Genomic DNA, 18,248 nt, shown 5'->3' on the forward strand with positions numbered 1-18,248 from the left:
GGCGTGAAACCCTTCTGCCAAGCCATTGATCTTGACTTGAAAATCGAACCGCCCCATGCTGCCCGAAACCATCTCGGGGGACGGTATGAGTGAAAAGACGCTGACGCGCATGGACCTGAGCGAAGCCGTGTTTCGCGAAGTGGGCCTGTCGCGCAACGAAAGTGCCCAGCTTGTCGAAAGCGTGCTGGGCCATGTTTCGGACGCCCTCGTGAAGGGGGAGACGGTCAAGATCTCGTCGTTCGGCACCTTTTCGGTGCGCGACAAGGCGGCGCGCGTGGGTCGCAATCCCAAGACCGGGCAAGAGGTTCCGATCTCGCCGCGCCGTGTCCTGACCTTCCGTCCGTCCCAGATCATGAAAGAACGGGTTGCAGCCGGTAACAAGAGCTGAGCCCGACCAAGAGCAGTCAATGAACGGGCATCGACATGGAACAGAAGTCACCTGACGCCTTCCGCACGATCAGCGAGGTGGCCGAGTGGCTCGGCGTCCCCACCCACGTCCTGAGGTTCTGGGAAAGCCGCTTCACACAGGTCAAACCGGTGAAACGCGCGGGCGGGCGGCGCTACTATCGCCCCAGCGACATGGAACTGCTCGGCGGTATCCGCAAACTCCTCCACGAAGACGGCATGACGATCCGCGGGGTACAGAAGCTTCTGCGCGAAGAGGGCGTGAAACACGTCGCCGCCATGTCGCCCGCGCTCGATCTGGACGCCGAGGGCGACGAGGCGAGCAACGTGGTCTCGCTTTCGGCCCGCAGCCGCGCCAATGAAGCGGATGTCGAGGATGCGGAGGTCGTGGCCGAGGACGAAGGCACCCTGCCCGTCGACGAAGCGATGGAAGACGGCGCCGTCACGCCCGTCGACCCCGAAGAAGACCGGCCCGTGAGCTTCGGAACCGACGCAGATGCCGGACCGGCCGAGGTGGAAACCGATGCGCCGACCCTGTCCGACGAGGTGATCGCGCAAGCCGACGAACCCCAGCCCGAAGACGAAACCGAAGACGATTCCGCAGACGCCAACCTGTTCGCCGACCCGCTGGAAACCGCGCAGCCCGTGGACGCGGTGAACGGCGACGCGCTAGTCGACGAGACCACGCAGGACGACGACTGGTCCGAGGATGAAACCGCTGACGCGGCCATGGGCGAAGAGGACGACGCGCCGCAGGTCGAAATGGTCACCGCCGGCGCATTGCCCGGCGACGACGACCCTTGGGCGCTGTCCTCCGACGAACCCGTCACTTCCGCGTCCGACCCGTCGGACGAGGCCGAAGACGACACGCCCGCATGGAACCCGGCGGTCGAGGTCTCCGGCGCGGACGACAGCGACATCGTGGCCCCGACCGTGGATACGCCGCCCCACACCGAAGACCCGCATATCTCGCGCGCCGATCCCGAGCCCGAGGAACATGGGCAAGAGGTGGAAACGGCACCGCAGGACGACGACGACCTCGCGCCCGACGCGCCGACCTATACGGACATGGAAGACCCCGCAGCCGCCCCCACCGGGGCGGAACCCGCCGGGGACGACCCGGCACGCGATGTCGCAGCAGAGGCCGACGACATCCCGTCCGACCCCGCGCCGACATGGTCCGAGGACACCGACATCCCCGTGGATGCGGGATATTCCGACTACGCGCCGGTTCTGGTGATGCCCGATATCGACGACGATCCGGCGGACGGCACGTTGCCCCCGGATATCGCGCCCGTCGGCCCGCGGCTCAGGCGTTTGCGGGCCCGCGGCCTCACCTTGCCGCCCGCCCATCTCAGCGCGCTGTCGGACCGGCTGAAAACGCTTGGAAGCGACCCGTCGGACGGCACGTTGCGATAAGCGAAACCGAATGCCAATCCGGTCTTGCCCAGCCTGCGAAAACTGGTATGTAGCACCCCACGTCGGGCTATGGCGCAGTCTGGTAGCGCGTCCGTCTGGGGGACGGAAGGTCGCAGGTTCAAGTCCTGCTAGCCCGACCAATCACCGGACCGCCCGCCCTCGCAAGGGGCGGGCGTTCGTGTATCCGGGGGATGGAACATGACGATGACCAGAACGGGTGTCCTGCCCTCGCAGGCGCTGCGGCAGATGATCGACGCGGGCACGCTCGCCGCCGATCCCGCGATCATCCCCGAACAGATCCAGCCCGCCTCGCTCGACCTGCGGCTCGGCACCGTGGCCTACCGCGTGCGCGCGTCTTTCCTCGCAGGCGAAGGGCGCACGGTGGCGGACCGTCTGGACGAGTTCGAAATGCACCGCATCGACCTCACCCACGGCGCGGTGCTGGAAAAGGGCGCGGTCTACGTCGTCCCGCTGATGGAGCGCCTCGCCCTGCCGGACGGTATTCAGGCGGTCGCGAACGCGAAAAGCTCCACCGGGCGTCTCGACCTTCTGACCCGCACGATCACCGATGGCGGGGTCGAGTTCGACCGCATCGCGCCGGGCTACACCGGCCCGCTCTATGCCGAGATTTGCCCCCGCTCCTTCTCGGTCCTCGTGCGTCCCGGCATGCGCCTCAACCAGATTCGCTTCCGTCACGGTCAGGCCGTGCTGTCCGACGCCGACCTGCGCGCCCGTCACGCCGCCGACCCGCTCGTCGATGGGGCCCCGGTCATCGACAACGGCTTGGGCTTTTCGGTCGACCTCAAACCTGCGAAGGACGACCTCGTCGGCTACCGCGCCAAACCCCACACCGGCGTCATCGACCTCGACAAGATCGGCCATTACGACCCGGCCGAGTTCTGGGAGCCGATTCACACAACCGAAGGCCGCATCATCCTCGACCCCGGCGCGTTCTACATCCTCGTCAGCCGCGAAGCCGTGACGATCCCGCCCGACTGCGCCGCCGAAATGGCCCCCTACCTCGCCATGGTCGGTGAATTCCGCGTGCATTACGCAGGCTTCTTCGATCCGGGCTTCGGCCATGACACGGCAGGCGGCACAGGCTCGCGCGGCGTGCTCGAAGTGCGCTGCCACGAAGCGCCCTTCGTCCTCGAACACGGTCAGGTCGTGGGCCGCCTCGTCTACGAAAAGATGTCGGAAACCCCGGAAACCCTCTACGGCGCCGACCTGAAGTCGAACTACCAGGGCCAAGGCCTCAAGCTCTCCAAGCACTTCCGCGCCCCGAAGGCCTGACCCCGCGTCCCCTTATCTGTTTCACAAATACTTTGGGAGGTCTGGAGGGCTAGCCCTCCAGAGGCGGCGCCAGCCGCCTGCCACCGCGACGACCTGCCGAAGGCAGGACGGCGCAAAACCTGCGCGGGCGCACGCCCGCACCACTTGAAAACGGGGATGTCAGCGGATGCGCCGCACCAGTTTCGACGCTTGCTTCGCCCGGCGCGCGGTCTGGTTCGCGGCCTTGGCGCGCTGCCGGTCCTCGGCTGTCATCTCGCCCTGCGGCTTGCCGCGCCGGGACGCATAGTCAATGCCCGCATCCACGCCCTTGTGGACGAGCCGCCCCAATACCATGCGCACCACCATCGTGATCATTCGTTCGATATTCATCGGCCTGCCTCTGCCTGTTTTGGCCAGATTAACAGAACCGTTCAAAAAAAGGAATCACTCTTCGAAAAGCTCGGACTGGCCCTCGTCGTCGTCATCCTCGTCCTCGTCGCCGCCCATCGCGGGCGGCGGGCGGCTTTCCAGAAGACCGGCGGCGCGCAATTCTTTCAGCCCCGGAAGATCACGCGCGCTTTCCAGCCCGAAGTGATCCAGAAAGCCTTGCGTCACGACGAAGGTCACCGGGCGGCCCGGCGACATGCGGCGGCGGCCGAAGCGGATCCACTCCATCTCGATCAACTGGTCGATGGTGCCACGGCTGACCGAAACACCGCGGATTTCCTCGATCTCGGCGCGGGTGACCGGCTGGTGATAGGCGATGATCGCCAGCGTCTCGATCGCCGCGCGGCTCAACTTGCGCGTCTCGACCGTTTCCTTCTGCATGAGGTAGCCAAGGTCCGGCGCCGTGCGGATCGCCCAGGCGTCACCCACCCGGACCACGCGCACACCGCGCCCCTCGTAGCGCTTGCGCAGATGCACCAGCGCCTCGGCGGGGTCCGAGCCATGCGGCATCCGCGCGGTCAGTTCGGCCACGGTCACGGGTTCGGCGCTGGCGAACAGGATCGCCTCGACCATCCGCTCCTGCTCGCCCATCGGAGGGGCTTCGAACAGGCTTTCCTCCTGCTCCACCGCGTCGTGTTCTTCAGTCATTCGGTTTCCTGCGGATCTGGATGGGCGAGAACGTCTCGCCCTGCCGGATTTCGATTGCGCCCGCCTTGGCAAGCTCAAGCGAGGCCGCGAAATTCGCGGCCGTGGCCGAGCGGCGGCGCACGGGATCGTTGCCCCAGCCTTCGGGCATGTAAGACATGATGTCGGTCCACTCGCCGGCGAAGCCGATCAGGTGGCGCATCCGGTCCAGCGCCTCCTCCATCGTCATGACGCTTTCGCGGTCCATGACGAAGGGACGGAATTCGTCGCGGGTGCGGATGCGGGCATAGCCCTGCATGAGATCGAGCAGCGTGGCGGTGTAGCTGATCGTCTTTCGCCGCTCGACCACCTCGACCTGTCCACGCACGAAAAAGTCGCGCCCCTTCTGGTCCCGTGCCATAAGCCGCGCCGACACGTCGCGCATCGCTTGCAGGCGTTCCAGCTGGAAGGCGAGATGCGCCGCCAGTTCCTCGCCCGACGGTCCTTCTTCGGTCGGATCGGGCGGCAAGAGCAGGCGCGACTTGAGAAAGGCGAGCCAGGCGGCCATGACCAGATAGTCCGCCGCCAGTTCGATGCGCAGATGTCGGGCCTTTTCGACGAAGGCCAGATACTGTTCGGCCAGCGCCAGCACGGAAATCTTGCGCAGGTCCACCTTTTGCGTGCGCGACAGCGTCAGCAAAAGGTCGAGCGGCCCCTCGAACCCGTCCACGTCCACGATCAGGGCTTCTGCGGCCATCCTCTCGGAGACCGACAGGACGTCTGCCTGAAACTCGTCGTCGTCTGACATTGAAAAGGGGTTACCCGGCCCGGTGCGTCATCAGGCTATGAAACTCAGCGTCCAGCGCCGCAATGTCAATATCGTCGGGGGCCTTGCGCCATGTCAGCGCGGCCTCGGCGCGCACGGCGGCCTGCCCGGCCAACCGCCCGGTGGCGGCCACCACGGCCTGCATCTCGTCCCGCTCGCCGTTGCAGTGCAGGATCAGATCGCACCCGGCCCCAAGCGCGTCATGGCACCGATCTTCGAAGCTGCCCGCGAGCGCCTTCATCGAAATGTCGTCGGACATGAGCAGCCCGCCGAACTTGATCCGGTCGCGGATGATCGAAATCATCTTGTGCGAGGTGGTGGCGGGCGCGTCGGGGTCGATATCGGCATAGACCACATGCGCCGTCATCGCGATGGGCAGGCCCGCCACGGACTGAAACGCCAGGAAATCCGACACGTTCAGCGCCTTTTCCTTGGTCTTCACGACCGGCAGTTCCAGATGGCTGTCCGCCGTCGCGCGGCCATGACCCGGAATGTGCTTGATGACCGGCAGAACGCCGCCGTCCACCAACCCGGTGGCCGCAGCCCCCGCGATGTCGGCGACCCGCACCACGTCATCGCCGTAGCAGCGGTTCGCGAGGATCTCATGCGTGTCGGGGCGCACGAGGTCCAGCACCGGGGCGCAGTTCCCGTCGATCCCGACGGCGCGCAGTTCGTGCGCGATGATCCGGTAGCGCAGATACATCGCCTCGGCGGCCTTGCGCTTGGTCAGTTTCACCTGTTCCAGCGGTGGCAGCCAGTCGCGCCAATGCGGCGGTCGCATCCGGGCGACGCGGCCCCCTTCCTGATCGACGAAGATCGGGGCGTCGCGGCCCACGGCTTCGCGCAGTTCGGTGGTCAGCCACGCGACCTGCTCCGGGTCTTCGATATTGCGCGCGAACAGGATGAAACCCCACGGGTCCGCATCGCGAAAGAAGTCGCGTTCCCAACGGGTTAGACGCGGGCCCTCACACCCGAGGATGTAGGCACCCGCCCCCATTGGATCAGCGCGTCACGACGGGAATGCAGGAGGCTTTGGCGGCCGTCAGGGCCGAGCACAGGCGCCGCGCTTCCGACAGGTCGTCGAAGCCCATGGCCCGCAGGCGGTAGAACGTCTTGCCGCCCGATTGGGCCTGTTCGATCACGCGCGACTTGCCTTCGAGGTATTCCGCGAAGCGCCCGTTCAGAGTGTCCCACTCCGCGCGCGCGACGTCCTCGGTGTCGAAGGCCCCAAGCTGGACGAGCCGCGTGCCCGCCGGAATGTCGGACGGCGCGACCTCCCGCGTGGCTTCGCGCGTGGCGGCCAAAAGCGCGTCCGACGACGGGCTCGCAGCGGCACGGGTGACAAGGTCGGTGGGGCGCGCACGCGGGCGCGGCGAGGCGGCGACGCCCGGCACGCTCGGCTGCACGATGTCGCCCGACCGCGCGGCGGCGAGCGCTCGCTCCTCGGCCTCGGGCGTCATGGAAAGGTCGGCCTCATCGCCCGACAAGGGCGCGGACCCGGCCGCGATCTGCTCGGCCATCGCACGTGCGGCGGCTTCCGCGTCATCGGCGGACGCCGCAGCATCCAGAGGTTCGGTCCCAAGCTTGGGCTGGCTGTCGCCGGCTTCGGCGGTCGGCGTCGCTTCGATGGTCGACGAGGACACGGCAGGGGCATCGTGCTCTTCGAGCCGTTCGGCAGGCGGCGCGAGGACAAGCTGACGCGCAGGCCCTTCCGCCGCGCCTTCCGCGGTGACGTTATTCACGGCCAGACCCTGATGTTCGGCATCCTCGCCGCCGGGATTGTCGGGCTGAATGCGCATCGGCCCCTCGAGCGCGGCGATCACCGGCACTTCTGTCACGTCGCGCATGGCAAGCTGGTAACCCCAGACGGCAAGACCGCCCACCAGCGCGATCGACAGGATCGCGCCGACGCCGTTCATGAACCCCGCCACGCGCCCGCGATCGGCCACGCCTTCGTCGGGCGCGGCATAATAGGCGGCCTCGTGATACTGCGGCGCGGGATCGTAGTGCGGCTGACCATAGGCCTCATGCGAGGCGGCATAGCCGTGCTGCGGCTGGGCCTGCGCCTGCTGATAGGGATTGGCGTATTGCTCGGGGGCCGCCCGATACGGTTGAGCCTGCGGCTGGGGCGCGGGCTGCGCCGGGCCCTGCCGACGCACCTGCGGCTGCGCCTGCATCTGACGCGGCTGAGGCTGAGGTTGCGGCTGACGCTGCTGCGGCTGCTGCTGGCGTGGCCGCGGTTGCGCCTGCATCTGCGGTTGCGGCGCGCGGCCCTGCCCCGCCTGCGCCTGCTGAGGCTGGCGCGCGGGCTGCGTCGGCTGTGCGGGCCGCTGCATGGCCGGCTGAGGCGACCGCTGCGGCTGGGGCTGCGTCACCCGCTGTTGGGTCTGCTGAGGCATCGGCGCCGATTGCGGCGCCGCCGGTCGCTGTGCCTGAAGCCGTGGCTCCTGCCGCGTCACGGGCGGCTGGCCGTGCCATGCCGGATCCTGCGCATGCGGGTGATGAGAGTGGCCCTGTTGGCCCTGCTGCGGATAGCCGGATTGTCCCGCGCGGGGACCACCCCAATTCGCGTTCGTCATTGCCTGCCTCACTCCGGGAGCGCCGATCTTTCCGACCGATCACCCCTCGTCTCGTGCCTCGCCCGCCCCTTGTTTTTCTGGGTTTTTCACCCGGGATCTGGGCTTTTCCTGACCGCTCGGCGGCGCTTGTTCGTCAGCGCATTTCTTCGAGCGGCGTCACGCCAAGAATACCAAGACCCGCTGAAATCACAACGGAAACGGCTTTCGGCAGGGCAATTTTCGCCGCTGTTGCTTGGGAGTCACTCTCGGCAAGGAAACGCAGTTCGGGGTGATCATTCCCCTTGTTCCAGAGCGCGTGAAATTCACTGGCCAGTTCATACAGGTAGAACGCGATCCGGTGCGGCTCATGCGTGCGCGCGGCGATCTCGACCAGACGCGGCCACTCGGCCAGCTTCTGCGCCACCTTGATCTCGGCCTCGTCGGTCAGCGACGGCTTGCCCGGCTCGACCCCCATGTCGGCGGCCTTGCGCAGCACCGAATGGACCCGCGCATTGGCGTATTGCACGTAGAACACCGGGTTGTCCTTGGACTGCTCAAGCGCCTTGTCGAAATCGAAATCGAGCGGCGCGTCGTTCTTGCGGGTCAGCATGATGAACCGGGTCACATCGGGCCCGACCTCGTCCACCACGTCGCGGAGCGTCACGAAAGTCCCTGCCCGCTTGGACATCTTGAACGGCTCGCCGTTCTTGTAGAGCTTCACGAGCTGCGTGAGCTTGATGTCGAGCGGCACCTTGTTGTCCGACAGCGCCGCGACGGCGGCCTTCATACGCTTGACGTAACCGCCGTGATCGGCCCCGAACACGTCGATCAACTGATCGAAGCCGCGCGTCACCTTGTCGTAATGATAGGCGATGTCGGGCGCGAAATAGGTCCAGGCCCCGTCCGATTTCATGATAGGGCGGTCCACATCGTCGCCGTAGTCGGTCGACTTGAACAGGGTCTGCTCGCGCGGTTCCCAATCCTCGGGCAACTTGCCCTTCGGCGGCTCCAACGTGCCTTTGTAGATCAGGCCCTTGCCCCTGAGATCCTCGATCGCGGCCTCGATCCGGCCCGTGCCGTAAAGGCTCTTTTCCGAAAAGAACACGTCCATCTCGACGCCGAGCGCCTTCAGGTCCGCACGGATCAGGTCGAGCATCGCATCGGTCGCGAAATCGCGCACGTCTTCCAGCCAGAACTGCTCGCCCTTGCCGACGAACGCGTCGCCAACCTTGGCCTTCAACGCCTCGCCCACCTCGATCAGGTAGTCGCCGGGATAGGTGCCGTCCTCGAACGCGACCTCCTGCCCGTGGGCTTCCAGATAGCGCAGGTACACCGACCGCGCGAGAACATCGACCTGTGCGCCGCCGTCGTTGATGTAGTATTCGCGGGTGACGTCATGGCCCGCATAGGCCAGAAGGCTCGCCAGCGCATCACCGAACACCGCACCCCGCGTATGGCCGACATGCAGCGGCCCGGTCGGGTTGGCCGACACGTATTCGACATTGACCTTCTGCCCCTGCCCCATGTCGGACGTGCCGTAATCGGGATCGGCCAGAACGCCCTCGACCAATGCGGCCCAGACGCCCGGTTCGAGCCGCAGGTTCAGAAACCCCGGCCCCGCGACGTCGGCGGAGGCGATCCGGTCGTCGGCGGCCAGTTTGGCGGACAGCGCGTCAGCGATGTCGCGCGGCTTAGCGCCCGCTGGCTTGGCCAGCACCATCGCCGCATTGGTCGCCATATCCCCATGCGCCGCATCGCGCGGCGGCTCGACCGCGACGTTCGCGAAATCGAGCCCGGCGGGCAGCGCCCCCTCGGCCACGAGCGCATCGAGCGAGGCAATCACGAGAGACCGGATATCGGCGAAAAGGTTCATGTCACACCTGTCTGAGAAACCCCGCGCGGTCTACCACGCCCCGCGCAGAGGTCAACGCCCGCGAGTCGTCTGCGGGTCAAGGATGCCGCAGGCACGGCGGCCTTGCCGCCGCTTGTCCTTGAGGCGCAGGCGACTCGCATCACGCTGGATCTGGCGCCTTGAGGGGCGGATCGCCCCCTCAAGCGCCTCCCCAGCAAAGGCGCCACCACCCACGATCCCGCAATGCCCAAGGGCAAGGGCGCCCATCGCGCGTGCCTGCCGCAGGCGGGGACGCGCAAGACAAGCGCGGGCGCCAGCCCGCACCGCTTACTTGGACAAAAGCCGCGAGCGGGTGTCGGTGCCGCCGATGAAGCGCGAATGGGTTTCGATGGCGAAGCGGTCGGTCATTCCGGCGATGTAATCCGCAACGATCCGCGCCAGCGCCCGCTCGTCCGCGGCCTCCGCCACGTCCTCGCGCCATTCCGAGGGCAGGTAATCGGGGTGATCCATGAACAGCGGGAACAACTCGTCGATGATCGTCGTCACCTCTTCACGCATTTTCACCACGGAGGGCGCGCGATAGACCTTGCGGAACAGGAACCCGCGCAATTGCTTGAGTTCCTCCCAGATTTCATCCGAGAACCGGATGATCTGACGCCCGGCCATGCGCACGTCGGTGGCGGTCTTGGGGTCCACTTCGGCGATCGCGGCGCGCGAGGCCGCCAGAACGTCTTCGACCATCACGCCGAAGACGCGGCGCAGCGCCTCGTGCCGACGGCGCTTCATGTCGAGGGTCGGATAGGCCTGATCGACCGCCGCATAGGACCGCCGGATCATCGGCACCACGAGGATTTCCTCCTCGTCGATCAGCTTGGCGCGGATCGCATCGTGCAGGTCGTGGTTGTTATAGGCGATGTCGTCGGCCAGTGCCGCGATCTGCGCCTCGGCGCTCGCGTGCGTATGCAGCTCAAGGTCCTGAACCGCATTGTATTCGGCCAGTGCGACGGGCAACTCGCCCGTGACCGGACCGTTGTGTTTCGCAATGCCTTCAAGGGTTTCCCAGGTGAGGTTCAGCCCGTCGAACTCGGCATAATGCCGTTCGAGCGAGGTGACGATCCGCAAAGCCTGTGCGTTGTGGTCGAAGCCGCCATAGGGCTGCATCAGCGCGTCCAGCGCATCCTCGCCCGTATGACCGAACGGCGTATGTCCAAGGTCATGGGCCAGCGCCACGGCTTCGGTCAGCTGGCCGGACATGCCCAGAGTGCCCGCGATGGTGCGCGCGACCTGCGCCACTTCGATGGAATGGGTCAGCCGCGTGCGGTAATAGTCGCCCTCATGCTCCAGAAACACCTGTGTCTTGTGTTTCAGCCGCCGGAACGCAGACGAATGGATGATCCGGTCGCGGTCGCGCTGGAAACACGAGCGAAACTGGCTTTCTTCTTCGGGGTATAGCCTGCCCCGGCTTTGCGCCGGATCACACGCGAATGTGGCCTTCATGGTGCCGCCGCGCCTTTCTCGTCTCTTGTTGCCCTGTCCCAAGGCTCATATATTCCAACTGTTACGGACTTGAAACATCGGGTGAAACATGGACCTCAACCTGCCCCCCAAAGTGACCGACCGCGCCTTCGCCCGGCTGGGCGAAATCGGTGCGGGCAAGGACGGCAAGGCGCTGCGCGTGGCCGTCGAGGGCGGTGGCTGCTCGGGCTTTCAATACGACATCGCGCTGGACGCGCCCGATGACGGCGACCTCGTGCTCGAAGGCGCGGGCGAGAAGGTCGTGATCGACGAAGTGTCCCTGCCGTTCCTGACCGGGGCCACCATCGACTTCACCGAGGAATTGATCGGCGCGCGCTTCGTGATCGACAATCCGAACGCGTCAAGCTCCTGCGGCTGCGGCACCTCGTTCTCGATGTAGCCGTTTTGCGCCGCGAGGCGTCGCAATCGGGGGCTCTGCCCCGTCGCCATTGTCTCTCGGACCAATGGCGTGACAATTGCGACCCCCGAGGTAATTTCAGACCGAAGAAGAAGACCTCGGGAGCGAGACAGGCGCCATGTCGGACCAAGACCCCCTCATCATTTTCACCCCGTCGGGCAAGCGCGGAAGGGTGCCGGAAGGCACGCCCGTGCTGGACGCCGCGCGCAGGTTGGGGGTCGACCTCGATTCGGTCTGCGGCGGGCGCGGCAAGTGCTCCAAATGTCAGGTGGCGCCGGGCTATGGCGAGTTCGCCAAGCACGGGGTGACGGTCGCCCGCGACGCGCTGTCGGCATGGAACGAGGTCGAAGCGCGCTATGATCGTATCCGGGGCCTGAAGGACGGGCGGCGGCTGGGCTGTCAGGCGCGCGTCATGAAGGACGTCGTGATCGACGTGCCGCCGGAAAGCCAGGTTCACAAGCAGGTGGTGCGCAAGCGGGCCGAGCTGCGCGACATCGTGCTCTCGTCGCCCCTGAGCCTTGCCTATGTCGAAGTGGCCGCGCCGGACATGCATCAACCGTCGAGCGACCTCGACCGGCTGCTGTACGCGCTCAAGGCGCAGGTGGGGCTGGAGCGGCTCGGGATCGACCGTCACCTCCTCCCCGCCCTGCAACCCACGTTGCGCAAGGGCAAATGGGCGTTGACGGCGGCGATCCACGACGACGGCGACCCGCGTGTCGTCGCGCTCTGGCCCGATTTCTTCGAGGGGCCGCTTCATGGCGTGGCCGTCGACCTTGGCTCGACCACCATCGCGGGGCATCTGGTGAACCTCGTCACGGGCGAGGTTCTGGCCTCGTCCGGCCTGATGAACCCGCAGATCCGGTTCGGCGAAGACCTGATGAGCCGGGTGTCCTATTCGATGATGAACCCGGGCGGCGCGGCCGAAATGACGCGCGTGGTGCGCGAAGGCGTGGACCGGCTGATCGGCGAATTGGTGGCAGAGGCCGGGATCGGGGCCGAGACGCTGCTCGACGCGAGTTTCGTGATGAACCCGGTGATGCATCACCTGTTTCTGGGTCTCGACCCATACGAGCTGGGACAGGCGCCCTTCGCGCTTGCCGTGGGGACCGCCCAGCGGATGATGGCCAGCGACCTTGGCCTGACCATCGCGCCCGGCACCCGCGCCTATGTTCTGCCGCTGATCGCGGGCCATGTCGGGGCGGACGCCGCCGCCGTGGCGCTGTCGGAAGCCCCGCATCGGTCCGATGATCTCGTGCTGGTCGTGGACGTGGGCACGAATGCGGAAATCCTGCTCGGCGACAAGACCGGCGTCCTCGCCTGTTCCTCGCCCACGGGCCCCGCCTTCGAGGGCGCGCAGATCAGCGCGGGCCAGCGGGCAGCCCCCGGTGCGATCGAGCGGGTCGAGATCGACCCCGTGACCAAGGAGCCGCGCTTCAAGGTCATCGGCTGCGACCTGTGGTCGACCGAGGACGGGTTCCGGACCGCCGTCGCGGCGAGCGGGATCACCGGCATCTGCGGATCGGGCATCATCGAAGTGGTGGCCGAGATGCGCATGGCGGGCATCGTGGACCCCGGCGGGCTGATCGGCGCGCCCGAGGCCACGGGCACCCCGCGCTGCATCCCCGAGGGGCGGACCTATTCCTACCTGTTGTGGGAGGATGGCGACCGCCGGATCACCGTGACCAATGGCGACATCCGCGCGATCCAGATGGCCAAGGCCGCGCTTTATGCGGGCGCGCGTCTGCTCATGGACAAGCGCGGCGTGGACCGCGTGGACCGGGTGGTGCTGGCCGGCGCGTTCGGGGCGCATATCTCGCCCAAACACGCGATGGTTCTGGGCATGATCCCGGACTGTCCGCTGGACAGGGTGACGAGCGCGGGCAACGCGGCCGGCACCGGGGCGCGGATCGCGCTTCTGAACCGTGAGGCGCGGGGCGAGGTCGAGGCGCTCGTGCGCCGGATCGAAAAGATCGAAACCGCCGTCGAACCGCGATTTCAGGAGCATTTCGTCGCGGCCACCGCCATGCCGAACGCCGCCGATCCTTTTCCGATCCTGCGTTCGGTCGTCGATCTGCCGGAGGTCGATTTCAACACCGGCGGCACCGGCGACGGCGGGCGGCGGCGCAGGCGGCGGGGTTGAGGGTTGCCGTAAAGGCGAAATCCCGAAAGACTGGCCCTGCCGCCGCCGAAAGGACCCCTGATGCTCCGCGCCATGCTCGCCCTTGCCCTGTTCACCCAAACCGCCACCGCCGAGGATTTTTCCAGCGCCATGCTCAAAGGCGCGGACCTGTCCGGACAGGACCTGGCCGGCAGCGACTTTTCCGGGGCCTTTCTGGGCGAGGCGAACCTGACCGGCGCGACGGTGGACGGCGCGACATTCGACGGTGCGCTGCTGACCGGCGCGACGATGACGGGCTGTTCGGCCAAGGGCGCGATCTTCACCGGCGCGGTGCTGAAGGACGCCGATCTTTCGGGCTGCGCTCTGGCGGGCGCGGATTTCACGGGTGCCCTTCTCGAAGGCGCGTCGCTTGCCGGTGCCGACCTGACGGGCGCCAGCCTCAGAAGCACCCTCATGGCAGACGCCGACCTGACCGGGGCGACGGTGACGGAGGTGGATTTCACCGATGCCCGTCTTTGCGACGCGCTCATGCCCGATGGAACGCGCGGGGCCTGCTAGGCGCAGAGCCTCTTGACGGACCCCGCACTCAATCGTATCTCAGCCGTCACGCGGGTGTAGCTCAATGGTAGAGCAGGAGCTTCCCAAGCTTAAGACGAGGGTTCGATTCCCTTCACCCGCTCCAATCCCCGACAGGCACGAAAACGCCGCCACCCCTGCGGGCGACGGCGTATCCATGGTGATCCAAGGGGGGCTTATTCAGCCGCGTCGCGGGTGTGGGCGATGCTTTCCGCCGAGGCGAGGCCTTCGGCGTCGGATTCGCCGCCCAGCTCGTCGCGCACCGCCTTTTCGATCCGGTTTCCGACCTCTTCGTCGATGTTGCGCCAGTAGTCGAAGGCGCGTTTCAGAACCTTTTCGCTGACCCCGTCGAGCAGATGGCCCGAGACGTTCGACACCAGACGCTCGCGCGCCGCGTCGTCCATCACGTCGCGCACGAGGGCATGAGCCTGTGACCAGTCGTCATCGTCGGGGCGCAGCTTGTAGGCTTCGCGCACCATCTCGCCGTCGGCCTCCCACAGCCCCGCTTCGTGCTTTTGCGGCTGGGCGGCGGGGCCGCCGTAGGAATTGGGGGCATAAACCGGGTCCGACACGTTCACGGTGCGCCCCTCGCCATCCTTGGAATAGCTGTGAACCGGACTTTTCGCCGCGTTCACCGGGATCTGCTTGTAGTTCACGCCAAGCCGGGCGCGGTGCGCATCGGCATAGGAAAACCCGCGCGCGAGCAGCATCTTGTCCGGCGACAGCCCCACGCCCGGCACCATGTTGTTGGGCTCGAACGCCGCCTGTTCGATCTCGGTATGGAAATCGGTCGGGTTCCGGTCCAGCACCAGCTTGCCGACTTCGATCAGCGGATAGTCGGCATGGGGCCAGACCTTTGTCAGGTCGAAGGGGTTGATGCGATAGGTCTTGGCGTCCTCGTAAGGCATGATCTGCCAGCTCAGGGTCCAGCTCGGATGGTTCCCGTCACGGATCGCGTTGAACAGGTCGCGGCGGTGGTAATCGCCATCGGTGCCCGCCAGCTTGTCGGCCTCGTCCTGCGAGAGATAGGCGTTGCCGTCGCCTTGATCGGTGTGGAAGTGGAACTTGACCCAGAACTTCTCACCCGCGTCGTTCACCAGCGAATAGGTGTGCGAGGAATAGCCGTTCATCTCGCGCCAGGTGCGCGGGATGCCCCGGTCGCCCATGAGATAGGCGACCTGATGCGCGCTCTCGGGGCTGAGGGTCCAGAAATCCCACTGCATGTCGTGATCGCGCACGTCGTTGTCGGCGCGGCGTTTCTGGCTGCGGATGAAATGCTGGAACTTCATCGGGTCGCGGATGAAGAAGACGGGCGTGTTGTTGCCCACCATGTCGAAGTTGCCCTCTTCGGTATACATCTTGACCGAAAAGCCGCGCGGGTCGCGCCAGGTGTCGGGGCTGCCACGCTCGCCCGCAACGGTCGAGAACCGCACCAGCGTGTCGACCTTGGCCCCCGGCTGGAACACCTTGGCCTTCGTGTATTTCGAAACGTCGTTCGTAACCTCGAAATAGCCGAAGGCCCCGCCGCCCTTGGCATGGGGCTGGCGTTCAGGAATGCGCTCGCGGTTGAAATTGGCCATCTGCTCAAGAAGATAATGATCGTTCAGAACGATGGGACCGTCGGAGCCGATGGTAAGCGAATGTTCGTCGCTTTGCACCGGGATGCCGGCATCGGTGGTGGTCGGGGGGACGGATTTGTCCTTGGTCATGGAAACGCCTTCCTGTTGCGAGGTGGATCGTCTCGGAAACAGGTGGGCTGGCGCTTATGTTCCATCGCGCCCGACTTCGTCGCGGGCCGCGGGTCTGGCGGCGTTGATCCACGCGCGCCATCGCGGCGATGCGCCCGTCAGAGAGCGGACATCAACCGGGCCTTCTCGCCCGCGTCGTCGGGGTGGGACAAGGCCTGCGCCAGCGCCTCCAGCGAGGCGATGTTGTGCCCCGCGCGGAAGGTGTCGACATGGGGCAGCATCGCGCGGATGCCGGCCGCCTTGGGCGCGAAACCTTCCCACCTGAGAAGCGGGTTGAGCCAGATCACGCGCTTGGCCGACAGGTGCAGACGCTCCATTTCCTTCGCCAGCCGGTCCGGGTCGTCACGGTCCAGACCATCGGTGATGATGAGCACGACCGCCCCCTGCCCCATCACCCGCCGCGACCAGTCGCGGTTGAAGGCATGAAGGCTTTCGCCGATCCGGGTGCCGCCTTCCCAGTCCTGCGCCTCGGCCCCGGCGGCGGCGAGGGCTGCGTCCACGTCGCGGGTGGCCAGATGACGGGTGATATTGGTGAGCCGCGTGCCGAAGGTGAAGCCATGCACCTTGGCCCAGCCCGCGCCTTTCTGGTTGGCGACGGTGTGGAGGAAATGCAGGACCATCCGGCTGTAGGACGACATCGACCCGGAAATATCGCAAAGCACCACCAGATTAGGCCAGCGAATGCGCCGTTCCTTCTTGGCCAGATCGCGGATTTCGCCCCCCTGCCGCATCGCGTCGCGCATCGTGCGCCGCCAGTCCGGCAGCCGCCCGTCGAGCGCGGCCTTGGTCCGGCGCGACTGAAGCGGTTTCACTGGGAGCGTGAGGCGCGCGAGCAGGCGTTTTGCCTCGGCCACTTCCGAGGTCGACATCTGTTCGAAATCGAGCGTGCGCAGCCGTTCCTCAGCGGACATGGTGAGCGAAGCATCGACCTCGATCTGGGTCTCGTCGGTCTCCTCCTCGCCCTGGCCTTCGGGCCTTTCGGGTTCGATCCCGTCGAGAAGCGATTCCGCCGCGCGTTTCTCGGCTGGTTTCGCCGCGCGATCCTCCTGAACCCCGCGCACGGCGGGCAACATGAGCGACATCATGTGTTCGAGGTAGCGCGGATCGCGCCAGTAGAGCCGGAACACCTGATGGAACACGCGCCGTTCTTCGGGCCGGGACACGAAAACGGCGTGGAGCGTCCAGTAGAAATCGGTCTTGGAGGTGAAGCCAACGGCGGCGACCGCCCGCGTCGCCTCCAGCACCTTGCCCGGTCCGGCCTTCAGCCCCGACTTGCGAAGCGCGCGGGCGAAATGGGTGATGTTCGCCGTGAGCTTGGGGTTTTCCGGCAGGTCGAGGTCGGGAAGGCCCTCCATGTCAGGTTTCGAACCGGCTTGCGCCGGTCCGACCCGCTTGGGGGGCCAGCCCCCCAAACCACGCGACAAATTGGGGGGCCAGCCCCCCAAACCGCACGTTGAATTGGGGGGCCAGCCCCCCAAACCCCCCGGGATATTTCGAGACCGGAAAGAGCATCAGGCGGTCTCGAGGGCCTGACGGGATTCTTCGAGCAGGCGCGTTGCCTCGGAGCCTGCGAGGCGTTGGATGTCGTCCTGGTATTTCAGGATCGCGCCCAGCGTGTCGGCGATGACCGCGGGCGAGAGGTCGATGACATCGAGGGCGAGCAGGCATTTGGCCCAGTCGATCGTCTCGGCCACACCCGGTTTCTTGAACAGATCTTCCGTGCGCAGACGCTGGACGAAGGCGATGATTTCGCGCGACAGGCGCTCGGAGGCTTCGGGGGCGCGGGCGGTGAGGATTTCCATTTCGCGGTCGAAGGACGGGTAGTCGACCCAGTGATAGAGGCAGCGACGTTTGAGCGCGTCATGAACCTCACGCGTACGGTTGGAGGTCAGGATCACGATGGGCGGTTCGGGCGCCTTGATCGTGCCGAGTTCCGGGATCGTCACCTGAAAATCGCTGAGGGCTTCCAGCAAGAACGCCTCGAACGGCTCGTCGGTGCGGTCGAGCTCGTCGATCAGGAGCACCGGCGCGCCGCCGGGTTGGGGCGACATGGCTTCGAGCAGCGGGCGGCGGATCAGGTAGCGGTCGGAGAACAGCTCCTCCGTCAGCGTCTCGCGGTCGGTGCCCTCGGTCACTTCGGCGGTGCGGATCGCGACCATCTGGGCCGGGAAGTTCCATTCGTAGACCGCCGAGGCGGCGTCGAGGCCTTCGTAGCACTGAAGCCGGATCAGGCGGCGGCCCAGTGCGGCGGCCAGCGCCTTGGCGAGTTCCGTCTTGCCCACCCCCGCCTCGCCCTCGAGAAAGAGCGGGCGCCCCAGCTTGAGGGCGAGAAAGGTCACGGTGGCGAGCGCCCGGCCCACCACGTAGTTCTCGCCCGACAGCATCTCTTCGACCCCGTCGATATCCTCGGGTACCTGCGTCATCCGCTCCTCCTCAAACTCGGCTCATGGAATATGTCTCGCACGAAAG

The 18,248-nt window shown here is 66.3% G+C and carries 16 protein-coding genes and 2 tRNA genes; 8 read left to right on the forward strand and 10 right to left on the reverse strand.

Annotation, left to right across the window (positions count from 1 at the left end):
• Window positions 1-85 precede the first annotated feature (85 nt).
• From ihfA to FCT00_RS17210, 4 genes are all read left to right on the forward strand, one after another.
• On the forward strand, window positions 86-388 hold the full coding sequence (gene ihfA, locus FCT00_RS17195) for an integration host factor subunit alpha (RefSeq protein ID WP_040885460.1): 303 nt from the start codon (window positions 86-88) through the stop codon (window positions 386-388).
• A gap of 35 nt (window positions 389-423) precedes the next feature.
• Window positions 424-1,824 carry a MerR family transcriptional regulator gene (locus tag FCT00_RS21695; RefSeq protein ID WP_235889153.1) on the forward strand — a complete coding sequence of 467 codons (1,401 nt, stop codon included), beginning with the start codon at window positions 424-426 and terminating at the stop codon, window positions 1,822-1,824.
• A gap of 63 nt (window positions 1,825-1,887) precedes the next feature.
• Window positions 1,888-1,964, forward strand: a tRNA-Pro gene (locus FCT00_RS17205).
• 58 nt (window positions 1,965-2,022) lie between these two features.
• A complete protein-coding gene (locus FCT00_RS17210) occupies window positions 2,023-3,117 on the forward strand; it encodes a 2'-deoxycytidine 5'-triphosphate deaminase (protein ID WP_138424003.1) in 1,095 nt (364 codons plus the stop codon).
• A gap of 159 nt (window positions 3,118-3,276) precedes the next feature.
• Here FCT00_RS17210 and FCT00_RS17215 read toward each other — a convergent pair whose 3' ends face one another.
• From FCT00_RS17215 to FCT00_RS17245, 7 genes are all read right to left on the reverse strand, one after another.
• Window positions 3,277-3,486, reverse strand: a complete 210-nt coding sequence (locus tag FCT00_RS17215) for a hypothetical protein (protein WP_138424004.1) — start codon at window positions 3,484-3,486, stop codon at window positions 3,277-3,279.
• Window positions 3,487-3,540: 54 nt separating this feature from the next.
• The gene (scpB, locus tag FCT00_RS17220; protein WP_138424005.1) at window positions 3,541-4,191 is read right to left on the reverse strand and encodes an SMC-Scp complex subunit ScpB; all 651 of its coding nucleotides are present in this window, start codon (window positions 4,189-4,191) and stop codon (window positions 3,541-3,543) included.
• Window positions 4,184-4,975, reverse strand: coding sequence for a segregation and condensation protein A (locus FCT00_RS17225; protein ID WP_008329240.1), 792 nt, complete (start codon window positions 4,973-4,975; stop codon window positions 4,184-4,186). The genes scpB and FCT00_RS17225 overlap by 8 nt, the downstream gene beginning before the upstream one ends.
• Window positions 4,976-4,985: 10 nt before the next feature.
• Window positions 4,986-5,990 (reverse strand): beta-N-acetylhexosaminidase, encoded by a 1,005-nt coding sequence (gene nagZ, locus FCT00_RS17230; protein ID WP_138424006.1) that lies wholly within the window; start codon window positions 5,988-5,990, stop codon window positions 4,986-4,988.
• A 4-nt stretch (window positions 5,991-5,994) separates the two neighbouring features.
• Complete coding sequence (locus FCT00_RS17235) at window positions 5,995-7,329, reverse strand: SPOR domain-containing protein (protein WP_212748024.1); 1,335 nt, start codon at window positions 7,327-7,329, stop codon at window positions 5,995-5,997.
• A gap of 376 nt (window positions 7,330-7,705) precedes the next feature.
• Complete coding sequence (gene argS / locus FCT00_RS17240) at window positions 7,706-9,424, reverse strand: arginine--tRNA ligase (protein WP_138424008.1); 1,719 nt, start codon at window positions 9,422-9,424, stop codon at window positions 7,706-7,708.
• 306 nt (window positions 9,425-9,730) lie between these two features.
• Window positions 9,731-10,900, reverse strand: a complete 1,170-nt coding sequence (locus FCT00_RS17245; protein WP_138424009.1) for a deoxyguanosinetriphosphate triphosphohydrolase — start codon at window positions 10,898-10,900, stop codon at window positions 9,731-9,733.
• A gap of 88 nt (window positions 10,901-10,988) precedes the next feature.
• On the opposite strand from FCT00_RS17245, the gene FCT00_RS17250 reads away from it, so the two are divergent.
• The 4 genes from FCT00_RS17250 (at window position 10,989) to FCT00_RS17265 (ending at window position 14,137) form a co-directional block, all read left to right on the forward strand.
• A complete protein-coding gene (locus tag FCT00_RS17250; RefSeq protein WP_008329247.1) occupies window positions 10,989-11,318 on the forward strand; it encodes a HesB/IscA family protein in 330 nt (109 codons plus the stop codon).
• A gap of 136 nt (window positions 11,319-11,454) precedes the next feature.
• Window positions 11,455-13,476 carry an ASKHA domain-containing protein gene (locus tag FCT00_RS17255; RefSeq protein ID WP_138424010.1) on the forward strand — a complete coding sequence of 674 codons (2,022 nt, stop codon included), beginning with the start codon at window positions 11,455-11,457 and terminating at the stop codon, window positions 13,474-13,476.
• 60 nt (window positions 13,477-13,536) lie between these two features.
• Entirely contained in the window at window positions 13,537-14,013 is a 477-nt protein-coding gene (locus tag FCT00_RS17260) for a pentapeptide repeat-containing protein (RefSeq protein ID WP_138424011.1), read from the forward strand.
• A gap of 50 nt (window positions 14,014-14,063) precedes the next feature.
• Window positions 14,064-14,137, forward strand: a tRNA-Gly gene (locus FCT00_RS17265).
• A 70-nt stretch (window positions 14,138-14,207) separates the two neighbouring features.
• On the opposite strand, the gene FCT00_RS17270 is transcribed toward FCT00_RS17265, so the two are convergent.
• The 3 genes from FCT00_RS17270 to FCT00_RS17280 all read right to left on the reverse strand — a co-directional run bounded on the left by FCT00_RS17270 (window position 14,208) and on the right by FCT00_RS17280 (window position 18,202).
• Window positions 14,208-15,740: a catalase gene (locus FCT00_RS17270; protein WP_138424012.1), complete on the reverse strand. Its 1,533-nt coding sequence runs from the start codon at window positions 15,738-15,740 to the stop codon at window positions 14,208-14,210.
• A 137-nt stretch (window positions 15,741-15,877) separates the two neighbouring features.
• Window positions 15,878-17,134, reverse strand: coding sequence for a vWA domain-containing protein (locus tag FCT00_RS17275; protein ID WP_138424013.1), 1,257 nt, complete (start codon window positions 17,132-17,134; stop codon window positions 15,878-15,880).
• A 156-nt stretch (window positions 17,135-17,290) separates the two neighbouring features.
• Entirely contained in the window at window positions 17,291-18,202 is a 912-nt protein-coding gene (locus FCT00_RS17280) for an AAA family ATPase (RefSeq protein ID WP_138424014.1), read from the reverse strand.
• Window positions 18,203-18,248: the final 46 nt, after the last annotated feature.

The organism is Maritimibacter alexandrii, from assembly GCF_005871115.1.
In the GTDB taxonomy this organism is placed as follows: Bacteria; Pseudomonadota; Alphaproteobacteria; order Rhodobacterales; family Rhodobacteraceae; genus Maritimibacter; species Maritimibacter alkaliphilus.